The sequence below is a fragment of the Bacillota bacterium genome, assembly GCA_013178125.1.
Classification (GTDB): domain Bacteria; phylum Bacillota; class SHA-98; order Ch115; family JABLXJ01; genus JABLXL01.
The window spans coordinates 316345-334878 of record JABLXJ010000002.1 but is presented as its reverse complement, the minus strand read 5'-3'; the positions used below and the strand labels follow the sequence as shown (position 1 = coordinate 334878).

Here is an 18534-nt window from a genome sequence, read left to right as displayed (position 1 = left end):
TAAAAAGGTTAGCGCTATTGAGCGCTAACCTCAGTATTTAATCTCGACTATAGCTCAGTTAGTCCCGTTACCCCTTCCGTTTTCTTCCTTTTGGCAGGGTCCTTAATCGCAGGCCGATTAATTCAGCCGTCTCCCGTATCCCTTGCCAGACGCTTGCAGGGTCCAACCATTGATCTTCGCCACCGTATTCTTCAGCTATGCGCTCACAGGTCCACCCTTGGACCTGGTGACGCACCAGCCATTCAAAATGTAGATCCGGTTTGCCTCTTGCGCTTCTGCCACGCTTCTCAAAGGTACGGGTCCACCCTCGCCCCCCCGCTATGGCCTCCACATAGTTTAGGTATTCTTCCAGATATGCCTTAAACTCGCTCATAAGTCTATCTCTCGCCTGCCCCCGGGTCTCAATGTCTATATGCCATCCGTCAGAATGAAAGATAAGTCGCTGTTCTTCTTTGGGGACGGGATACCATTCCGCAGGGCCCAGGGCGATAATGCCCCATTCAAGGGGTTCCCATTTCAGCACGGGGGGATACTGCCGCCATAGGCTCATTGTATCCAACGCTTGCTCCAGTATCCAGTCGGCTTTTATATGGAATTTCTGCATCCACGCATCCAGCGCCGCCCGGAGACTATCGGGGACATATCGCATATCCTCCCCTTGGTAGCACGGGTAAACCTCTTCGGCCAGCGCCTTCAAAACCTCGGGGGCAAGTCTCTCCACCGCGATAAGGAAGAACGATTGTGCTTCCGCCTTTTGCCCCTCAGGTGTGGTATATTCGCCAGGTCCCACCCTCATGTCTGCTCACTTCCATTTTTTGCTGTGTGCCACTTGTGTGCCAACTCCCCCAAACTCACCCGATTTCATTCCTACTCTTACCAATTACTATACGCCAAAAAGCTAGATATAGCAAGCCTCTAAGCCACTTAGGAAAACTCAGGAAAACTCAAAAAAAGAGGCTTTTTAAGACTTAGGATCTGGTGGGCAACCCCCGTACGGGTTCAAATCCCGTCTCTCGCACCAAGCGTTTTCAAAAAGAAAGTCACGGGATACAGATCATGGTTTTAGGTTACATACACGGCTCTAAGCCACTCACGGCTAGGCGCCGCTGCTCCGACTTCAGTTCGACATGTGCATCCCGACTCGTTCGTAAACGCGCGCCGCTTGCGCTGCGTAAAAGTCATCGAAGCTGAGACGGCGATGGTCCCAGTGATCGGCCAGCGTCTCCTCAATCAACTCATGCGCCAGCCGGAGTCCCGCCACATCCTCAGCCCGGCACACGACGACATCCGGCGGACGAGGGAGCCGCGTCCTTTCTCCGCTAGTTCGATCTCCATCCTCAGGTAGGTGCGTACGCTCGTCCAACCTCGTGCGGATAGATACGACGCCACTTTACCGGTAACCTCATCCTTGACATAGGGACCAACAGCGGCCTTGCCCATCGCAATGGCCGCTGGGGTCTTTATAAGGCCGGTGCAGGCCGCGCCCATGTGAAGCACACTTGACTCCGGGATATGCCATTTTAAGCCAACGTCTTCCAAAAAGTTCCGAAGATAGAGGCCTTTTGGAAGCGGCAGGTGAGCGAAACAGGGTGTGATAAACGATGATGATTGAACGATCGGGCATCAACCGGACTATACTTGATGGCAGGGTCGCCGTTGTTCCCGTGTCCGGCCAGGGCATCGGCAAGGAGACAGCGCGGATTCTTGCCTATCTTGGCGCAGCTGTGGTCATTACTGAAACTATACGCAAAGGAATTCTATTGCCAGGAAAGCGGCTATGTGACAGGACTTATGGAATTGGGGCTGGATGCCATGGGGGAACGTTCTGACATCGAGGTCCTTGTGGAACCTTAGCGTAGTGATCTTCAAGAAGTTGAGCTGAGATTCCCTTTCCACTTTTACCATTTCTTTTATCCGAAATTCATCACATAATCCGCTTCATCCTGGGGAAACTATAAATGCCGGTGGTAACAGACTATCGAAGAGGGGATTATGGTCATAACCAATTATGGTCATAACCATTTTCTTAAAGAGGGCTCTAACCTCCATCCCTGTGGATGTTAACCCTCCACCTCAGAATAGCTGATGCCATCGGCCATTGTTGTCCCGTCCTCCACCTTTGCTCCCTTAACAGGTGAAAGAGGTGAAAGCTCAGGACCTGTTTACAGAGCCTTTATACAGCTATTGATATAGCCATTTCATGCCATTTATTACCTGTTATTCCGACTTATACCGCTGATCTCCTTGACATCCACAAGGTCTTCTGGTAGACTTTTAACTGGAAAAAGTAAATAGCGCGAACGCATGATACAGGCAAGCCACCCTAGGACGCTGAATCCCCTTCGGGTGAACGGGGAAACCGACAGTCAACGCCATTAGAGGGGTGAATCCTGCTTCTGGGCGTCAGGACCGGCATATCAGAGGCCGCCAGGGCCAGTAGAAAACATGACGAGGCAGTAGAAACTCATGGTTAATACTGGCAAGAACCGGGACATAATGGAATTGTCAGGCTGGCAGCCGGCCTGAGGAAGCAGGTAGGGTTACTCTTTCAACCCGAACCCGTCAGCTAACCTCGTAAGCGTCGAAAGAGGAGGATGGTACCGGCCTTGCTGCTAGATTGTTAGCTACTTACTATTAGCTAAGCTATCAGGCATAGCTATATTTGATTTGCATCTGCTGATTTGCAGCTGCATATTGGCTTGGCTAAATGAACTAAATGGATAGCTAGACAATTATAGCGTGCCCGGGAACCGATTCTCCGCGGGCACGCTTTGTTTTATCAGGAACGCTCAGGAGGTGTAATTCTTCATGATCAGAGACAAATATCCGAGTTTTGCAGTTTTAGGTGCTGGCCATGGTGGGCAGGCCATGGCCGCCCATCTTGCCATGAGGGGCTTCAGGGTGGCGCTTTTCAACCGCACATACCATCGTATCGAGCCGATCATCGTGCGCGGCGGCATAGAGCTGGATGGGATCATCGATGGCTTCGGCTCACCAGCTATAGTGACATCCACTATAGAGGAAGCTCTCGCGGACGCTGATGTCATCATGGTTGTGGTGCCCGCCTGCGCACACGCGCACATGGCAGAGCTGTGCGCCCCCCATCTCCGGGACGGCCAGGTCATCCTGCTGAATCCCGGCAGGACGGGTGGAGCTCTCGAATTCTCGCGCGTCCTCTCGGAGTATGGTTTGGATGCGGATATCACGCTTGGTGAGGCTCAGACCTTCATTTACGCTAGCCGAAGTATGGGGCCTGCACAATCGAGGATATTCCGGATAAAGAACTCCGTTCCTGTTGCCGCGCTGCCAGCATCCCGCACGCCTCTGCTGATGAAGGCCGTGCGCGAAGCATTCCCCCAGTTCGTGCCGGCGATAAATGTGCTTAAAACTAGCCTGGATAACATGGGAGCGGTGTTTCACCCGGCAATAACCCTCATGAATGTAGGGTGGATAGAGGCCCGGATGGGCGAGTTCGAATTCTATCTCGAAGGCGTAACCCCATCGGTCGCCAGGGTCCTCGAGAGTGTTGATGCCGAGCGCGTGGCAGTTGCACGCGCCCTGGGCGTCGATGCGGTGACTTCGCTCGAATGGCTCGAGATCGCTTACGCAGCAACCGGCGATAACCTCTACGAGGCAATGCACAACAACGAGGGGTACGGGGGCATAAAGGCGCCGGCAACCATGCGCAATAGATATCTTTTCGAGGATATACCCGCCAGCCTCGTGCCGATAGCTTCCCTGGGGAAGATGCTGGGTGTGCCGACACCAACCCTGGATTCCCTGATCCACCTGGGATGCCTCATTCATGGCATCGACTACTGGATAGTGGGCCGGACTGCGAAGAACCTCGGCCTCGAAGGTTTGACAGTCAAGGAGATTCAGCATACGGTCATGGAAGGGAGAAATGGCATATGAGCATACCTACGAGCGCGAGCGAGAAGAGTAGAAGCACAGGAAACTATGACCACCACGGCGATAGAAGCAATATCCTGGTCGCAGCGGCCATAGGTGATTGCGTTCACATAGCCGGGATTCTCGGCTTCCTAGATCTGGCGCAATCAGCCGGTTATGAACCTGTCTTCCTTGGCCCGGCGACACCAGTAGAGGACCTCGTCGCGAAGGCGAAGGAACTCAATGCAACGGCAATAGCTGTAAGTTATAGATTGGCCCCCTCGGCGGCTCAGAACCTCCTGAGCGAGCTGAAGCGCCAGATGGAGGGCGCTGGCCTTACGGGTCTTACGGGCATGAATACCAGCATAAAGCTGTTCTTCGGCGGGACGCCGGCGACGTGTGACGTGGCGGACAGGCTCGGCATCTTTGACGCAGTCTTCTCCGGTGGGGAGTCCCGTGAAGATGTCCTGGACGAATTACTCGGCAGGAAGCGCGCTGGCCGGCCGGAGGCTCTACCTGATACCCTTATCGCGAGAATCCGCGCAAAGAAGCCGCTCCCCCTTATAAGGCACCACTTCGGCCTGCCCACGGTGGACGCGACAGTCAAGGGTGCGGCCGAAATAGCCGAAGCGGGCGTGCTCGACGTCCTGTCCATCGGGCCGGACCAAAACGCCCAGGAATATTTCTTCACGCCGGATAAAATGGATCCCCGCCAGGATGGAGCGGGGGGTGTCCCGGTCCGCACGAAGGAAGACCTGCGCCGGATCTACGAGGCGACGAGGCGCGGGAACAGACCCCTAGTCAGGTGCTATAGCGGCACGACAAACCTGATCCCCATGGCTGAGATGCTCCAGGAAACCATCAGAAATGCCTGGTGCGCTGTTCCCCTCTGCTGGTATAACGTCCTTGATGGCAGGAGCAAGAGGCCGCTTCGCGAGGCAATAGCCGAAAACCAAGCAACCATGAGGTGGCACGCCGAGCGGGGCATACCTGTCGAGGTAAATGAGGCGCACCACTGGAGCCTACGAGGCGCGGATGATGTCGTAGCTGTCGCCATGGCATATCTTGCGGCCTACAATGCGAAAAAAATGGGTGTCAAGCATTATGTATCCCAGTACATGCTCAACACCCCGCCTGCCACGCCTCCCGCCATGGATATTGCAAAGATGCTCGCGAAGATCCATTTGATCGAGTCGCTGCATGACGAGAATTTCAAGTCATACCGGCAGGTCAGGGGCGGGCTCGCATCGTTTTCCAAGGATCCGGACGTGGCAAAGGGCCAGCTTGCTAGCTCCATCGCCCTCGGCATGTTCCTGAAGCCCGACATCGTCCATGTGGTAGGGTATTCGGAAGGGATGGATGTCGCGCGGCCTGACCAGCTTATCGAGAGTTGTAAGATCGCCCTGGGGGTTATTCATCGCTGGATAGATGGGGTTCCAGATGTGGAGGAGGACCCGGCCATCACCCGGCGAAAGAAAGAGCTGCTGGACGGGGCAAGGAGCCTGCTGGATAGAATAGGAGCCCTTGCCGGTGAGATTCGAAGTGAGGCTCAGGGTGAGATTCAGGGCCTCACAGCGAAAAAGCTCGTTGACGACGACCCATTTACGAGCCCGGATGTAATCGCAGCGGCAATCCAGCGCGGCATCCTCACCGCCCCTGATCTGCGAGGCGGGGTGCGAGGGCGGTAGGATGTGTCTTTGACGGGTTTTTCGATTCTTTCGTTTGATGGCTGATTTAATGGCTTGCACGAGCACGTAGACTTTGCTATAATACAATCGAAGGCTTGAATAAAGTGTCGGGCCGTGGCGCAGTTTGGTTAGCGCGCTTGCTTGGGGTGCAAGAGGTCGCCAGTTCGAGTCTGGCCGGTCCGACCATTTTTTATTTTATTTTCCTATAGCTTTTAGCTTTGCAAGAAACCGGAACCGGCGACGAAAGTCCCGGAATTATTCCGGGAAGAATGTCGCTATCTACCTGCGGCGCTGCATGAGGTAACGAGGCCGGTTGGTCCTGCGGGCAAGCATGAAGGCATCAATCAAGTTGTATAACACGAGAACGGCCATGATCGCGGCCAGCCTGGTATCTATATGAATCAAGTCCGGTCGCCTGGTTACAAGGAAGATCAGGGCCTGAATCAACCCGCCCAGTATCGCGAGTGCCCCCTCGAGGAGCAGGAAGATTACCCCTCTTATTGTAGCCCCAAGATAAATCTGGCCAAGCCCTGCGGCGATCAGGGAAAGGAAGACAGCAAGACCCGCACTCTTCCGGCGGCGATAGGAGACTCTCCGCATTACGCTCTCGACCCCCATAATTCATGATTATAATCCCCACAACCCATTATTATGGCATTGTATGGGTATTGAACGATAATGATTGAAATTGAATATGGATATCGAAATAGAGCCTTTAACATAACATATTCCCCAGATGTGCGGGGATTCCTTCTTCGGTCGGCAGCCAAAAATCGGTAAACAAAAACACAAGCGTAGCGTCTATGCTACGCTTGTGAGCCGGAGCACCCGGGGCCTTCAGCACCCGGAGCTTACAGCATCCGAAGCCTACAGCATCCCGAGCCTGTAAGCCGCGGCACCCGGACCGCAGCATTGTGAGGAGAATGCTACTTGGCCACAGCCTCTTTGAGGCTCTTACCTGCTCTGAAGATTGGCACCTTTCTGGCCGCAATCTTTATCTCCTCGCCCGTCCGTGGATCTCTCCCTGTCCGAGCTGCGCGTTTACGCACCTCAAAGGTGCCAAACCCGACGAGTTGAACTCTATCACCCGCTGCCAGAGCTTCAGACATGGCCTCAAACACGGCATCGATGGCCCGGCTTGCATCCTTCTTGGTCATTTGTGTCTTCCCGGCAACCTTATCGATCAGTTCGGTCTTGGTCACCAATCTCACCTCCCTTTGCCAGTAGCTTGTCCAGTTATGGCGCGATTTATGATGGGTGGAGAGATCTGGCCGGTCGAAATGCCGGCCGATTGGCCCCAGGACCATTTAAGTCCGGTTTTATAGGATTATACAGATGAGGCCGCCGCTTCCCTCGTTTACAATACGCTCCAAAGTCTCCTGAAGCTTTTGCTGAGCATTTTCTGGCATCTTAAAGAGCTTGCTCTCGATGCCATCCTGGACGATCTCGTGCAGGGATTTCCCCAGGAAATCTGTCTCCCAGATTCTTGCGGGGTCTTTTTCGAATTCATCTGTCAGGCGCCTTACAAGCTCCTCCCCTTGCCTCTCCGTCCCCACCACGGTGGAGACCTCTGTCTTTATATCCGCTCTGATGATGTGGAGCGATGGAGCGGTTGCCTTTAATCTGACGCCAAACCTGCTCCCCTGCTTGATGAGCTCCGGCTCTTCAAATGTTATCTCATCCAGGGGCGGCATGACGATGCCGTAGCCGTTCTCCCTGACATCCCTGAGCGCACCCGCCACCTTATCATATTCCTTCTTTACAGCTGCGAGCTCCCTGATGATCCGCACGAGATGATGATCCCCTTCAATGGTAAGCCCACTGAGCTCCTGCAGGATATCGAAGAAGAGCCCTCGCGGCGCCGAGAGGTCGATAGTCGCTCCCCCCGAACCAAGCTCTAGTCGTGAAAGCGCCGCATCATCAACAAAATCCAAGGCCTTGAGATCAGACGCCACACCATCAATATCTCTCACCTTCTTAATCTTCTGAACGGCTTCCACCACTGTTTGACCGAGCTTCGATCTCAGCCAGTGGTCGTCTGGAAGCTCGTTGAGCCAGACAGGGAGGGTGACGTTTATCTCCCTCACGGGGAACTCGTAGAGCACTTCGCGGAGGACGAATATGACATCTTTTGTGCTCATCTGCAGGCAATCTATCGGCAGAATCCTGGTCTCATACTTCTCCTCGAGCTTGCTGGCAAGCTCCCTGGTCTCCCGCGCATCTGGTCTTGTTGAATTCAACAATACCAGGAACGGCTTGCCGAGCTCCTTGAGCTCACTTATAACCCGCTCCTCGGCAGGCACGTAGCTCTCTCGCGGAAGGTCCGTTATAGTTCCATCCGTTGTTATAACCAGCCCGATCGTCGAGTGATCGGAAATAACCTTGCGCGTTCCGACCTCGGCTGCCTCCTGGAAGGGTATCTCATGCTCAAACCAGGGCGTTACAACCATCCGCGGCCCTACATCTTCTTCATACCCAAGGGCTCCGTTGACGGTATATCCCACGCAATCCACTATTCTAACTTTGAGCCTGATATTGCCCTCCAAGTTGAGCTCAACCGCTTCGCCCGGAACGAATTTGGGCTCGGTTGTCATTATGGTGCGCCCGGCTCCGCTCTGTGGAAGCTCATCCACGGCGCGTTGCCTATCGTAAGGATCCTTGATGTTTGGCACGACAAGGAGATCCATGAATCGCTTTATAAAAGTCGACTTCCCTGTCCGGACCGGGCCGACAACCCCCAGATATACATCGCCCCCAGTTCGTTCAGCTATGTCCCTGAAGATGTCGAACTTCTCCACCTGCCTTCTCCCTCCTCCGTTGTCACTCGGGGCCCCAAAGCTCTTGATGTAAGACATCCCGCCAGGTATCCCGCCTTCACATAATATATATGAGGGAGCCAGGCAAATATAACCGGTGACTGGTTTATTTCCCCTTGATAAGTGAAAAAGCCTCGGCGCGGGCGGCTACATCCCTTCTGAAAAGCCCCCTGACGGCCGACGTCACTGTGATGCTACCGGGCTTTGTCACCCCGCGCATAGACATGCACATGTGCTCGGCTTCTATGACGACCACAACCCCATGCGGCTCCAATGCTTCATTGATCATATCCGCTATCTCGCTTGTGAGGCGCTCCTGCATCTGGGGCCTCCTCGCCAGCATATCAACAACCCGGGCAAGCTTACTGAGCCCCACAATCCTGCCCTTCTTGGGGATATAGGCCACATGTGCCTTGCCGAGGAAGGGTAGAAGATGATGCTCGCACATGGAGTAAAACGGTATATCTCGTATCAAAACCATCTCCTCATGATCCTCATTAAAAAGCGCCTTTAATTCAGACCGCGGATCCTTCCCGAGGCCCCCGAAAACCTCCTCATACATCCTTGCAACCCTTCTCGGGGTATCCTTAAGGCCTTCCCTATCCGGATTCTCTCCTATAGCTTCGAGTATTGCCCGCACTGCTGCTTCAAGCTTAACGGTATCCACCGGTATACCCTCCCTATCCTATCTCTTTAACCTTTTCAACTGGTCAGCTGGCGCTCTGGCGCTTCCTGGATGATTTGGATGAATGTATGTATAGCAAGGCCGGGAACTCTTTGGCATTCCCGGCCCTGGAATACAACGGAATCAAACCTCGCCATGAATCACAGCCAATTGACCTAGCCATTAATTGAGCTTTAAAGAACTTCTGCGGTTCTTGTTGTATTCTTTTTTATAAGCATCCGAGAACGTGCTCGAGAATTGTATTATATAACCGTTATCCAGTTCGATCAGTATCTCTTCCCAGTAGTTGGGGTCATCAGGGCTCCGGTCGCTTCGACGAAATCTCACATCTACAATGATGTTTCCTACTATGCTTCTTTTAAAGTCCTCTAGATTGTCAATCAGGTAGCCGGTCATGACGATCCCCCCTATCCTAATGGCTGCTAGCTAATGAATGTCCTCCTTTCCTGCAGGCCCCTGCCCGCATTAATATCAATATCCTACAATCTCAATACCCTGCCGGAGGTATCAGGACTCTGCAGGCCTTCCGCAGGCCTATTGTATGACCTTGACTTTATAAAGAATCTCAGCCTCTTTACCCTTTGGGATCTTTACCCTGAATTCGGCTGTATTCGAATCTATCTTCTTCCACGTAGCCGGGCTCGTCAACGTCCAATCCCCATAGAATCTCTCGTGGACCACAACCTCAATATCCTCTTGTTTGTGATTTCTTAGCTTTATGGAGCATGCCTGCTCATATGAGTCCGCGCCGGTCTTGCGATAATCCGTTATAGTCCGCTCGCCCACGATATCGAAGGCATTGCCCAGGTAGAGAACGACCCTTTCATCCTTCGCCGTGTGCTTGATCTCATCCTCGCCGATGAACTCCAGGCCTCCATCGTCATCGGACTTATAGATGCGCATGCGCCCTGCAGGAAGAGGCATCCCGAGCCCCGAATCAGCGGAATTCGTGAACTGGATGAAGACCTTTGCATTCGAAGTCTGCTTCTGCCCCATGGAGCTACCCGTTCTCAAATCGTTGCTCCATTCGAATAAATATAGCTTTCTTACAGGCACCCGCTCCGTCGTCAGGAGCTCTATCTGCTTCAATTGATTGCTGTTAAGCGTCGTGGGCCTGTTCAACGTATACATATGATACTCGAAGAAGCCCTTCTCATCAAACTGCGGCGCTGCACCACCTGCCTGGGAAGCCTTAGCCATAACCATCACAGCCCGCTCATTTACGATGTTTACATCGCCGGCTATCAGCTTCACGCTGGCATTTGGATATGATGCCCCGCTCTCGTTGTTAAGGGATACCCAGCCAGTCAGATCGAGTGACTTATCCATGGCATCTAGGACAGCCACATAATCAGCCCGCCAGGACAGGCCCCGCGTAAGATAGGTGACCTCGACCAGGTGCTTCATGGCGGTCTTGCTTTGCAGGTGCCAGACCAGGGTCGGTTTCGTTATAAGGCCGGATGGCAGGCGCGGGAGCTCGATTCTCCCGGGCGGGTCGATGAGAATCTTGCCGTCGACCTCCAGCGTGATCTTGCTGTCTGCAAAGGAGAGCAGGGTCCCTTCCTGGGCAATCCCGTCGTTATTCAATATTATCTGCTTCCCTATATAGTTCTGAAGCAGCTTTTCGCGGTTGATAAGGTCGTATTCGTAATTTTGCTCGAGGAGCACGCAACTGCCGGGGGCTGATAGAGACTTGAAGTGCACCGAGGTCGGATCGATGAGCTCAGCCACATCGCAGAACCTTAGCAGATTCAAACCCTGGTCAAGCATTATCTCGCGCCTATCCTTGATGAGCGCAAGACCGTTGTTATACACCGTCACATAGAGCCCCTGGCGGCTGGCGCCTGAGATCTCCTTCTCCCGGGCTTGACCAGCGGCATAGCCACCTGACCTCGTAATCAGAGTTATTGCCCCTAGCACCAGGCAAGCTACGATCATGGTACGACGCAGGCCCCACCGTCGCATACTAAAACCCTCCCCCACTACGTGATCTTCTATAAAAGTATCTTCAATATAAAAGTATAAAGCTGACTCCCCATGCTTATGTTAAGTTCTTCGACAAAGTGGCATGATCTCCTTCGAAAAAAAATAAGGAACGCGATAAATGCGTTCCTTCCATTTCCCCTTTTCGTCTTGCCGGCCTTACTCTTCTTGCCGGCTTTGTAGTTGCTACAGCCTTGCAGCCACCGGCCTCTTGCAAATGCTCCAAATGCTTTACCCCTGCCCCAGCTACCCCGAGGAGACCTTCTCTAGAAGGTGCTCCTCCAGGATCCCCCTTTTCACTTCAGATGCAGTCATTTGTTGGGCCTTCACAGCATCCTTGATATACAAACAAGCAACCGTCGGGTCAACCTTTTCCCCGCAAGTAAAAACGTCCACGGCGGCGTACGCGAACTCCGGCCATGTATGAATTGTTAAATGAGACTCAGAAATCACCACGACCCCGCTAACTCCCTGGGGGCTAAATTTATGAAACGCCACCTCGCGGACCTCGGCACCGGCCTGCAAAGCAGCGTTTACCATGATCTCCTCGATGAGCTTCTCATTGTTCAGTACCTCAGGGTCACACCCGTACACCTCGCACAAGATATGACGACCCAAAGTATTTTTCATTCAAAGTCTCGCCTCCCTTCAAGAATCAAGCCATGGTGGCCCGCTGACCCAAGAGACTTGACGACCGATCAATACGATTCTAGCAAATTCGCATCAAATGTCAAGACAATAACCAGGATTCATCGGGAAATATCAGCAAAATCTTGCAGCTAGTCCCTACAGGGACCTTATTCTCTTAAAATATCCCGCTCTTGCTCGCTAACGCGTTTCGCGGCCGGAGGGCATATTCAATAAGCCATCAATGATGAGTCTGTTTGCCGCGAGGAGAGCGCCGACTACTACATGCTCGAAACACAGGCCACCCTGCATAAAAACAGCATACGGCGGTCTAATGGGTGCATCGGCAGAAAGCTCCGAGGATGATCCCTGGATGAACGTTCCCCCGCCCATTATGATTTCGCTCTCGTAGCCCGGCATGGGGGCGGGCTCAGGCATGAAGCGGGTATTTACAGGGGAGGCGAGTTGTAAACCCCTGCAGAAGCTCACAAGTCTTTCCTTGCTCCCCAGGAGAATTCCCTGGACGATGTCGCTCCGCTCGTCGCCGGGGCGCGGCAAGACATCAAAACCCAGATCCAAAAAGAACCTGGCTGTAAAAGCAGCGCCCTTCAGAGCCTCCCGCACAAGGCGGGGCGCGAGAAACAACCCCTGGAGCAGGAGGCGGGTGATGCCGAGGGTAGGACCGCACTCCAATCCGATACCGGGGGCCGTAAGACGCGACGCGATGCGCTCAACAAGCTTTGCCCTGCCAGCGACATAGCCCCCGGTTGGTGAGATGCCACCGCCGGGGTTTTTTATCAGGGAGCCCGCGACCACATCAGCCCCAACCTGGGGAGGCTCCAGGGTCTCGACGAATTCACCATAGCAGTTATCAACCAGGACTATCGTATCGGCGCTGGCGGCCTTCACGGCCGAGGCTATCTGGCCAATCTGTCCGATAGAAAGCGATGGCCTCCATGCATAACCCCTGGACCGCTGTATGAAGACGAGCCGTGTCCTGTCATCTATCGTACCAATGATCCCCGGGATATCCGGGCACCCGTCGGGCAGCACGTCGACGGCGTTCCAGGTTATCCCGAGCTCAGCAAGGCACCCGGCTGGGGGGCGCGCAGGCCCGCCGCCGACGGAGGCGGCGCCCATTCCAAATACAGCGTGAAGCGTATCATAGGGTGCCCCCGTGGCGAAGATAACCTTGTCGCCCGGGCGCAGAAGGCCAAACAAGCACAACGAAAGGGCATGGGTCCCCGAGACGATCTGCCATCTCACAAGGGCGCGCTCAGCTCCAAAAATCCCCGCCAGGGCCCGCTCCAGAGCCTCGCGCCCGGTATCGTCATACCCGTAGCCCGTGGTTCCTGCAAAATGGTCATCGCCGACCTGGGCCTCCTGGAAGGCCCTCAGCACCTTCAAGAAATTTATCATCCCGGTGCTTTCGATCTGGGCCCACTCGCGCCAGCAGGCTGCTATCGCCGCTTCAGCAATGGCTATAAGGCTACGATCTATCCCATAATCCCTAGCCAGGATGTTGACAATATATTTGCCCTCTTGCGTCCTATTTTCCTGCAAACGTTACGCCTGCCTCTTTGATTCTGTCAAGAGCCTCTGCTATCCTGGATTCCGGGTATGTAAGGGATATCCGGAAGTAGCCCTCCCCATGTTTGCCATAGCCAATGCCCGGCGTGATAACCACGCCCGTCTTCTCCAGGAGGTAAGAAGCGAACCCCATGGAATCATATCCTCGCGGAACAGGAGCCCATATGTAGATACTCCCTTTGATCGGCTTCAGGTCCCAGCCGAGGGCGTTTAAACCCTGTATGATCATGTCGCGCCGCCTGGCGTAAACTCGGCACGCCTCCTCGATGGGCTCCTGCGGGCCAGTCAGCGCCGCAATAGCCGCATACTGGACCGCCTGGAAGATACCGGAGTCTATGTTCGTCTTGATCCTCCCGAGCGCCTCGATCACGGTTTGATTCCCGGCGGCCCAGCCTATACGCCACCCGGTCATGTTATAGGTCTTCGACAGCGAGTGGAATTCGATCCCCACTTCCATGGCACCAGGGGTCTGGAGGAAGCTCGGCGCCCTGTATCCATCGTATGTTATCTCGGTATAGGCCGCATCGTGGCACACAATGATATCATACTTCCTCGCGAACTCAACGACCTCCTCGAAGAATCCATCAGGAACAACGGCCGCGGTTGGGTTGTTAGGGTAGTTTATGAACATCAACTTTGCAGCTCTCGCCACATCCTCGGGGATGGCCGAGAGGTCCGGAAGGTAGCCATTAGATTCCAGTAACGGCATCATGTAGGAGCGACCGCCCGCAAAGAGCGTGCCAATCCCGTAAACGGGATAGCCAGGATCCGGTATGAGATTTATGTCCCCGGGGTCAACAAAACAGAGCGGGATATGGGCTATCCCCTCCTTTGACCCGATCAGGGAGACTATCTCTTTATCGGGGTCCAGCTTGACGCCGAACCGCCTCTCATACCAGCCGACAATCGCCCTCCGGAATTCCTCGAGCCCCTCATATGAGGGGTAACGGTGGTTCTGGGGGTCTTGAGCCGTCTCAACAAGACGCCTTACGATATGTTCGGGGGTAGGCATATCAGGGTCGCCGATGGCCAGGCTCAACACATCGACCCCGCGTCTTCTTGCATCCGCTATCTTCTTGTCGATCTCGGCGAATAGGTATGGCGGTAATTCCCTTATTCTCCTTGCTGTCTCCAAAATCTAAACCTCCCATAATCATACATAATATATGTTCATATGTTCTTGTTCCATATACTCCCTATCATACGCCGTTATACCCCGCCCCTATAGGTCCTGCACTGCACTGTCCTGCCTTGCCGGGCTGGAAACAAATGGCTAACCTAGTAAGCTAGTAAGCTACCCCGGTAGCCGGGCCTCAAGCCAGTCCGGGCTCAGCCTTCCTGCGAAGACTTCCTCGGCGGGCCCCGTCATATAAATGTGGTTATCCTGGGCCCACCGGATATCAAGCACTCCGCCAGGGAGGTGGAGCTTTGCGTACCTCCCTGAGAGGCCCACCCTTGCCGCCGCAGCCAGGGTCGCGCAGGCCCCCGTCCCACATGCAAGCGTCGCCCCAGCCCCCCGTTCCCAGACGCGCATCCGGATCGACTCGGGCCCCTCCACATGGGCAAATTCCACGTTCACACGCTGGGGGAAGATGGAATCATTCTCGATGAGCGGGCCAACCGACTCCAAATCCACCTTATCAACATCATCGACGAAGATAACACAATGAGGGTTTCCCATGGAGACGCAGGTAATGGTAAATTCTATGGGGTTGCTGGCTTGTCCAAATGTCCTCTTCAACATAATCGCCTCATCACAACCCACTTCACACGGTATATCTTTCGTGGCAAAGACTGGTTGTCCCATATCAACAGTCACACCGCTAACCCTGTTTTCGCCGTCAGTGACCACGGTCGGCTCAACGATGCCGCCAAGGGTTTCAACCTTGAGAGACGACTTTGTGAAGATCCCGCGTTCGTAAACATATTTAGCCACGCACCTTATGGCATTGCCGCACATCCTGGCCTCGCTGCCATCGGAATTAAAGATCCTCATCCTGAAATCCGCCTTCGTTGAGGGCAGTATCAAGACTAGACCGTCTGCACCGACCCCAAAGTGCCTGTCGCAGACTCCACGGGAGAATGCCTCCAGGGATTCCGTTGCCATAGTTTCCAGGTTCCTCAGAGACCCATGGTCCCATATATCTTCCGGCTTATCCGGAGACGTATCCCCGGCGGTGCTCCCAGCGACTCCATGACCCCCCGCCTCGAGCGTGCAAACTACAATGAAATCATTGCCGAGTCCATGCATCTTTATGAAATCCAGCTGCATTTATCTCTTAGCCCCCTGTGATTCACCCTGGGTTACCAATCCTCAACCGTTGAATGAGATAACGGGTAGAATTCTGATCATATACTGATCATATAACATTTATGTATATAGAATACCATCTCAGGAACAAGATTTTCAATCACCCATTTGGGTGATTTTTAACCGATTCTACCCCCAGCCTGCCCGCAAGCCGCCGGGACCCTGTCGCGTGCCGCTCGCATTGTCGCCTGTCTGTGGGTCTTTCATGCCGATACCACATATTATACACCTACCCCGCTCGAGGCTCTGCCGCCGGAGTTCCAGCGGGGCAAATATCGACCCCACCCTGTAGCCTTCAAGAGCGCCATGCCTGTGTCCAATTATGTATCCGGCGAGAAACGCCACGACAGCGAGCAGGACCACAACCTCAACTGTCACGGGTGGCCCATCCCCTTCTCTTCAGCCTTGTCAGTCTGGCAACCAGAACCTGTTCGCCTGCAGTCAACACCAAAAAGGCTGCCATTACAGTAATCGTCTTGCCGCTATCCAGGATGAAACCCAGCATCATGGAGGCAAGAGCGGCCGCTCCGGTCCCAAGACAACCAAATGCCTTGGCGTAGTTGCGCCCCACTATCGCGCCTTCGTGCAGGTAATCAACAATGTCGTCAATAAGCTGGACGCCGGACATCAAGACGATCGAAGATAAAATTGCCCTCCACCCCAGGAGGATCACGCCAAAGAGTCCAACCACAATGGATTCAAGGCGGGCGTTGAGCCCGGACGGGAAAACCTCGTCCAGGTCCGGCAACATGCCAACGATGTAGCTCCCGATAATCAACGAACTCGCAAGGGAGCTGTCGAGCGCGCATGCCAGGGCAGCGCACAAGAGCGCATAAGGAACGAGGGCGCCCTCAAGCGTGAGGGCAAATGAATACTTCCCGCAAATCTCGTCAACCTCGCGGTCAATGTAGTCGTCCATAAGTTTGATCGCGACCCCGGCCAGCAGGGCGGCGGACAGGGATCTGAGCGAAAAGGCCTCAAAGCTCCCGGAGAACAAATGCCTTGACCTCCTTGAAACCCTCTTTGTAAAGGGCAGAGATGGGAATGACGATGTGGCCAGGGAAGTCCTCCTTGATCTTCTTGACGCCGTCCCTTGCGCCCGGGAGATCGATCTTATTCGCCAGTATATAGTAGCCGCCCCGCATCTGGGCAAATGCGGCTACCTGGTAATCGACATCGCCCAAGGCCTCGACAGCGCCTCTTCTATCGACTTTGGACGCATCTATAATGTGCAGGATTATGTGCGCCGAGCGCACGCTCGAGAGGGTCTGAGACATTGCCCGCCTTATCCCGGCATCCTGGTGAATGCCGTCAGTCAAGCCGCTGGTATCAATTAGCTCCACAGTCTTTTTACCCTTGCCCGCCGGGAGCTGCAGGATTATAGACTGTAGACACCTGGTCGTGTGTGGACATGGACCCGTGAGATCGCGCACAGCATCCTGGATCTTATATATCCTTAAAGACCTGGAGGCCCTGGGGCTGGAGCCTGCACCAGGATCGCGGCCGATGGCATTCGGATCTGAACTGGTAACTAGGCCTGAGCTAGTAACTAAGCCCGAGCCACCGGAAATCGCCGGGCCGGCATGGCCGTTGGAGTCAGCGCCAGTCCCCTTCTGTGGGTGCTGCAGGGTGACAACGGGCTCCTGGAACATGACTGTTACCTCTCTAGCCCGGAGGAATTCAGCGAAGTGCAGCACGAAAAGGGTCTTGCCAGCGTTGGGCTTTCCCAGGACTAAACAGCGCTTCATGCTAGAGCCCCTCCCCGATGTCCTCCCTCCGGATCGTCATTAACTCCTCGCGAGTGGGGTTCTCCTTGTCGATCAGCCGCACGGCCTGACGCCGTAGGGCCCTCTCGATAATATTGCGGACGAGGCGGGCGTTTCCGGCGTTGTGATCGAAGCGCGGCACGCTCCGGGTCAATATGTCGTAAAGATGATTCCTCGCCCAGGGGTCCAGTTTGTACTCCCTCTTTTTCAGCATAAGCTCGGCGATCTGTATGAGCTCGTCAGGCAGGTAATCTGGGAAGTCGATATGAATCGGAAAACGCGACCTTATCCCGGGATTGGTTTGTATAAAGTAATTCATCTCCTCCGAATAGCCTGCGAGGATCAGGACGAACCGGTCCCGGTAGTCCTCCATCGCCTTCACCAGCGTGTCGATGGATTCCTTCCCAAAATCCTTCTCCCCACCTCTCGCGAGAGAATAGGCCTCATCGATAAATAATATGCCGCCCAGGGCCTTTCTAATCTGTTCACGCGTCTTCTGGGCCGTATGGCCGATATATTCCCCGACCAGGTCTGCGCGCTCCACCTCGATGAGATGCCCCCGCTCGAGGACACCGGTCTCTCTGAATACCTTCCCCAGTATCCTGGCAACGGTGGTCTTCCCCGTGCCGGGATTACCCTTGAAGATCATGTGCAGCACCAGGGGCTCAGTCGCAAGCTGCTGCCTGGCCCTCTTCTTTTGAATCTGGACAAATGCCAGAATCTCCCGCACGAGGTTCTTGACGCTATGGAGCCCGATCAGGCTATCGAGCTCGTTCAGGGCCTCTCTCAGGCGTGATGCACTCGATGATTCAACATCCTGGCCCGGGCCCGGCGGGACCTCAAACCGCGGTCCCATTTCTCTAAAAAGGCTGAAGGCCTGGGCAGGGGTGAGGCGCCCGTCCTCGAAGGCCGAGAGCACCGCATCTATGTCGCGTAGATTGGTATGCAGGTTGCCATTCAGATTGCCCTGTAGATTGCTATTTGAACTGTTTGAACTGGATGAACTGGCGTTATATGAATTGGCGGTGACGCCGGACTTAGCGTCATTGCTGGCGTTCATCGAGTTCACCAGTCCTTTCGCACGAAGCGCTGACTGCCCGCACTGCCTGCGATAGATAGTTGATGGTTGAGATGGATAATATGTATAATGATGGATAATTTCGATGGAGAATTGTCG

General features: G+C 54.4%; 19 protein-coding genes and 1 tRNA gene. 4 read left to right on the top strand and 16 right to left on the bottom strand.

Annotated elements, in window-relative coordinates; translation table 11 throughout:
- Window positions 1-67 precede the first annotated feature (67 nt).
- Window positions 68-796: a hypothetical protein gene (locus tag HPY71_03830; GenBank protein NPV52636.1), complete on the bottom strand. Its 729-nt coding sequence runs from the start codon at window positions 794-796 to the stop codon at window positions 68-70.
- Between the two features lie 434 nt (window positions 797-1230).
- A complete protein-coding gene (locus tag HPY71_03825; protein NPV52635.1) occupies window positions 1231-1539 on the bottom strand; it encodes a hypothetical protein in 309 nt (102 codons plus the stop codon).
- Window positions 1540-1601: 62 nt separating this feature from the next.
- Here HPY71_03825 and HPY71_03820 point away from each other — a divergent pair, with 62 nt between their 5' ends.
- From HPY71_03820 to HPY71_03805, 4 genes are all read left to right on the top strand, one after another.
- Entirely contained in the window at window positions 1602-1829 is a 228-nt protein-coding gene (locus tag HPY71_03820; protein NPV52634.1) for a hypothetical protein, read from the top strand.
- Between the two features lie 979 nt (window positions 1830-2808).
- On the top strand, window positions 2809-3915 hold the full coding sequence (locus HPY71_03815) for an NAD(P)-binding domain-containing protein (GenBank protein NPV52633.1): 1107 nt from the start codon (window positions 2809-2811) through the stop codon (window positions 3913-3915).
- The gene (locus HPY71_03810; GenBank protein NPV52632.1) at window positions 3912-5579 is read left to right on the top strand and encodes a cobalamin B12-binding domain-containing protein; all 1668 of its coding nucleotides are present in this window, start codon (window positions 3912-3914) and stop codon (window positions 5577-5579) included. Before HPY71_03815 ends, HPY71_03810 begins: the two co-directional genes overlap by 4 nt.
- 108 nt (window positions 5580-5687) lie before the next feature.
- A tRNA-Pro gene (locus HPY71_03805) sits at window positions 5688-5765 on the top strand.
- A gap of 93 nt (window positions 5766-5858) precedes the next feature.
- Here HPY71_03805 and HPY71_03800 read toward each other — a convergent pair.
- The 14 genes from HPY71_03800 to HPY71_03735 form a co-directional block, all read right to left on the bottom strand.
- Window positions 5859-6179: a hypothetical protein gene (locus HPY71_03800; GenBank protein NPV52631.1), complete on the bottom strand. Its 321-nt coding sequence runs from the start codon at window positions 6177-6179 to the stop codon at window positions 5859-5861.
- Window positions 6180-6505: 326 nt separating this feature from the next.
- Window positions 6506-6781 (bottom strand): HU family DNA-binding protein, encoded by a 276-nt coding sequence (locus HPY71_03795; protein ID NPV52630.1) that lies wholly within the window; start codon window positions 6779-6781, stop codon window positions 6506-6508.
- 117 nt (window positions 6782-6898) lie between these two features.
- Window positions 6899-8377, bottom strand: a complete 1479-nt coding sequence (gene spoIVA, locus HPY71_03790; protein ID NPV52629.1) for a stage IV sporulation protein A — start codon at window positions 8375-8377, stop codon at window positions 6899-6901.
- A gap of 124 nt (window positions 8378-8501) precedes the next feature.
- The gene (folE, locus tag HPY71_03785; protein NPV52628.1) at window positions 8502-9062 is read right to left on the bottom strand and encodes a GTP cyclohydrolase I FolE; all 561 of its coding nucleotides are present in this window, start codon (window positions 9060-9062) and stop codon (window positions 8502-8504) included.
- Between the two features lie 180 nt (window positions 9063-9242).
- Entirely contained in the window at window positions 9243-9476 is a 234-nt protein-coding gene (locus HPY71_03780; GenBank protein ID NPV52627.1) for a hypothetical protein, read from the bottom strand.
- A 138-nt stretch (window positions 9477-9614) separates the two neighbouring features.
- Complete coding sequence (locus HPY71_03775; GenBank protein ID NPV52626.1) at window positions 9615-11045, bottom strand: hypothetical protein; 1431 nt, start codon at window positions 11043-11045, stop codon at window positions 9615-9617.
- Window positions 11046-11309: 264 nt separating this feature from the next.
- Window positions 11310-11693, bottom strand: coding sequence for an S-adenosylmethionine decarboxylase proenzyme (locus HPY71_03770; protein ID NPV52625.1), 384 nt, complete (start codon window positions 11691-11693; stop codon window positions 11310-11312).
- A 198-nt stretch (window positions 11694-11891) separates the two neighbouring features.
- Window positions 11892-13208 carry a hypothetical protein gene (locus HPY71_03765; protein ID NPV52624.1) on the bottom strand — a complete coding sequence of 439 codons (1317 nt, stop codon included), beginning with the start codon at window positions 13206-13208 and terminating at the stop codon, window positions 11892-11894.
- Window positions 13209-13239: 31 nt separating this feature from the next.
- Entirely contained in the window at window positions 13240-14415 is a 1176-nt protein-coding gene (locus tag HPY71_03760) for an LL-diaminopimelate aminotransferase (GenBank protein ID NPV52623.1), read from the bottom strand.
- 159 nt (window positions 14416-14574) lie between these two features.
- The gene (locus HPY71_03755; protein ID NPV52622.1) at window positions 14575-15552 is read right to left on the bottom strand and encodes a diaminopimelate epimerase; all 978 of its coding nucleotides are present in this window, start codon (window positions 15550-15552) and stop codon (window positions 14575-14577) included.
- A 168-nt stretch (window positions 15553-15720) separates the two neighbouring features.
- Entirely contained in the window at window positions 15721-15969 is a 249-nt protein-coding gene (locus HPY71_03750; GenBank protein ID NPV52621.1) for a hypothetical protein, read from the bottom strand.
- Window positions 15959-16588 carry a hypothetical protein gene (locus tag HPY71_03745; GenBank protein NPV52620.1) on the bottom strand — a complete coding sequence of 210 codons (630 nt, stop codon included), beginning with the start codon at window positions 16586-16588 and terminating at the stop codon, window positions 15959-15961. The genes HPY71_03750 and HPY71_03745 overlap by 11 nt, the downstream gene beginning before the upstream one ends.
- A complete protein-coding gene (locus tag HPY71_03740; protein ID NPV52619.1) occupies window positions 16569-17339 on the bottom strand; it encodes a GTP-binding protein HSR1 in 771 nt (256 codons plus the stop codon). Before HPY71_03740 ends, HPY71_03745 begins: the two co-directional genes overlap by 20 nt.
- A gap of 1 nt (window position 17340) precedes the next feature.
- Entirely contained in the window at window positions 17341-18213 is an 873-nt protein-coding gene (locus HPY71_03735) for an AAA family ATPase (GenBank protein NPV52618.1), read from the bottom strand.
- Window positions 18214-18534: the final 321 nt, after the last annotated feature.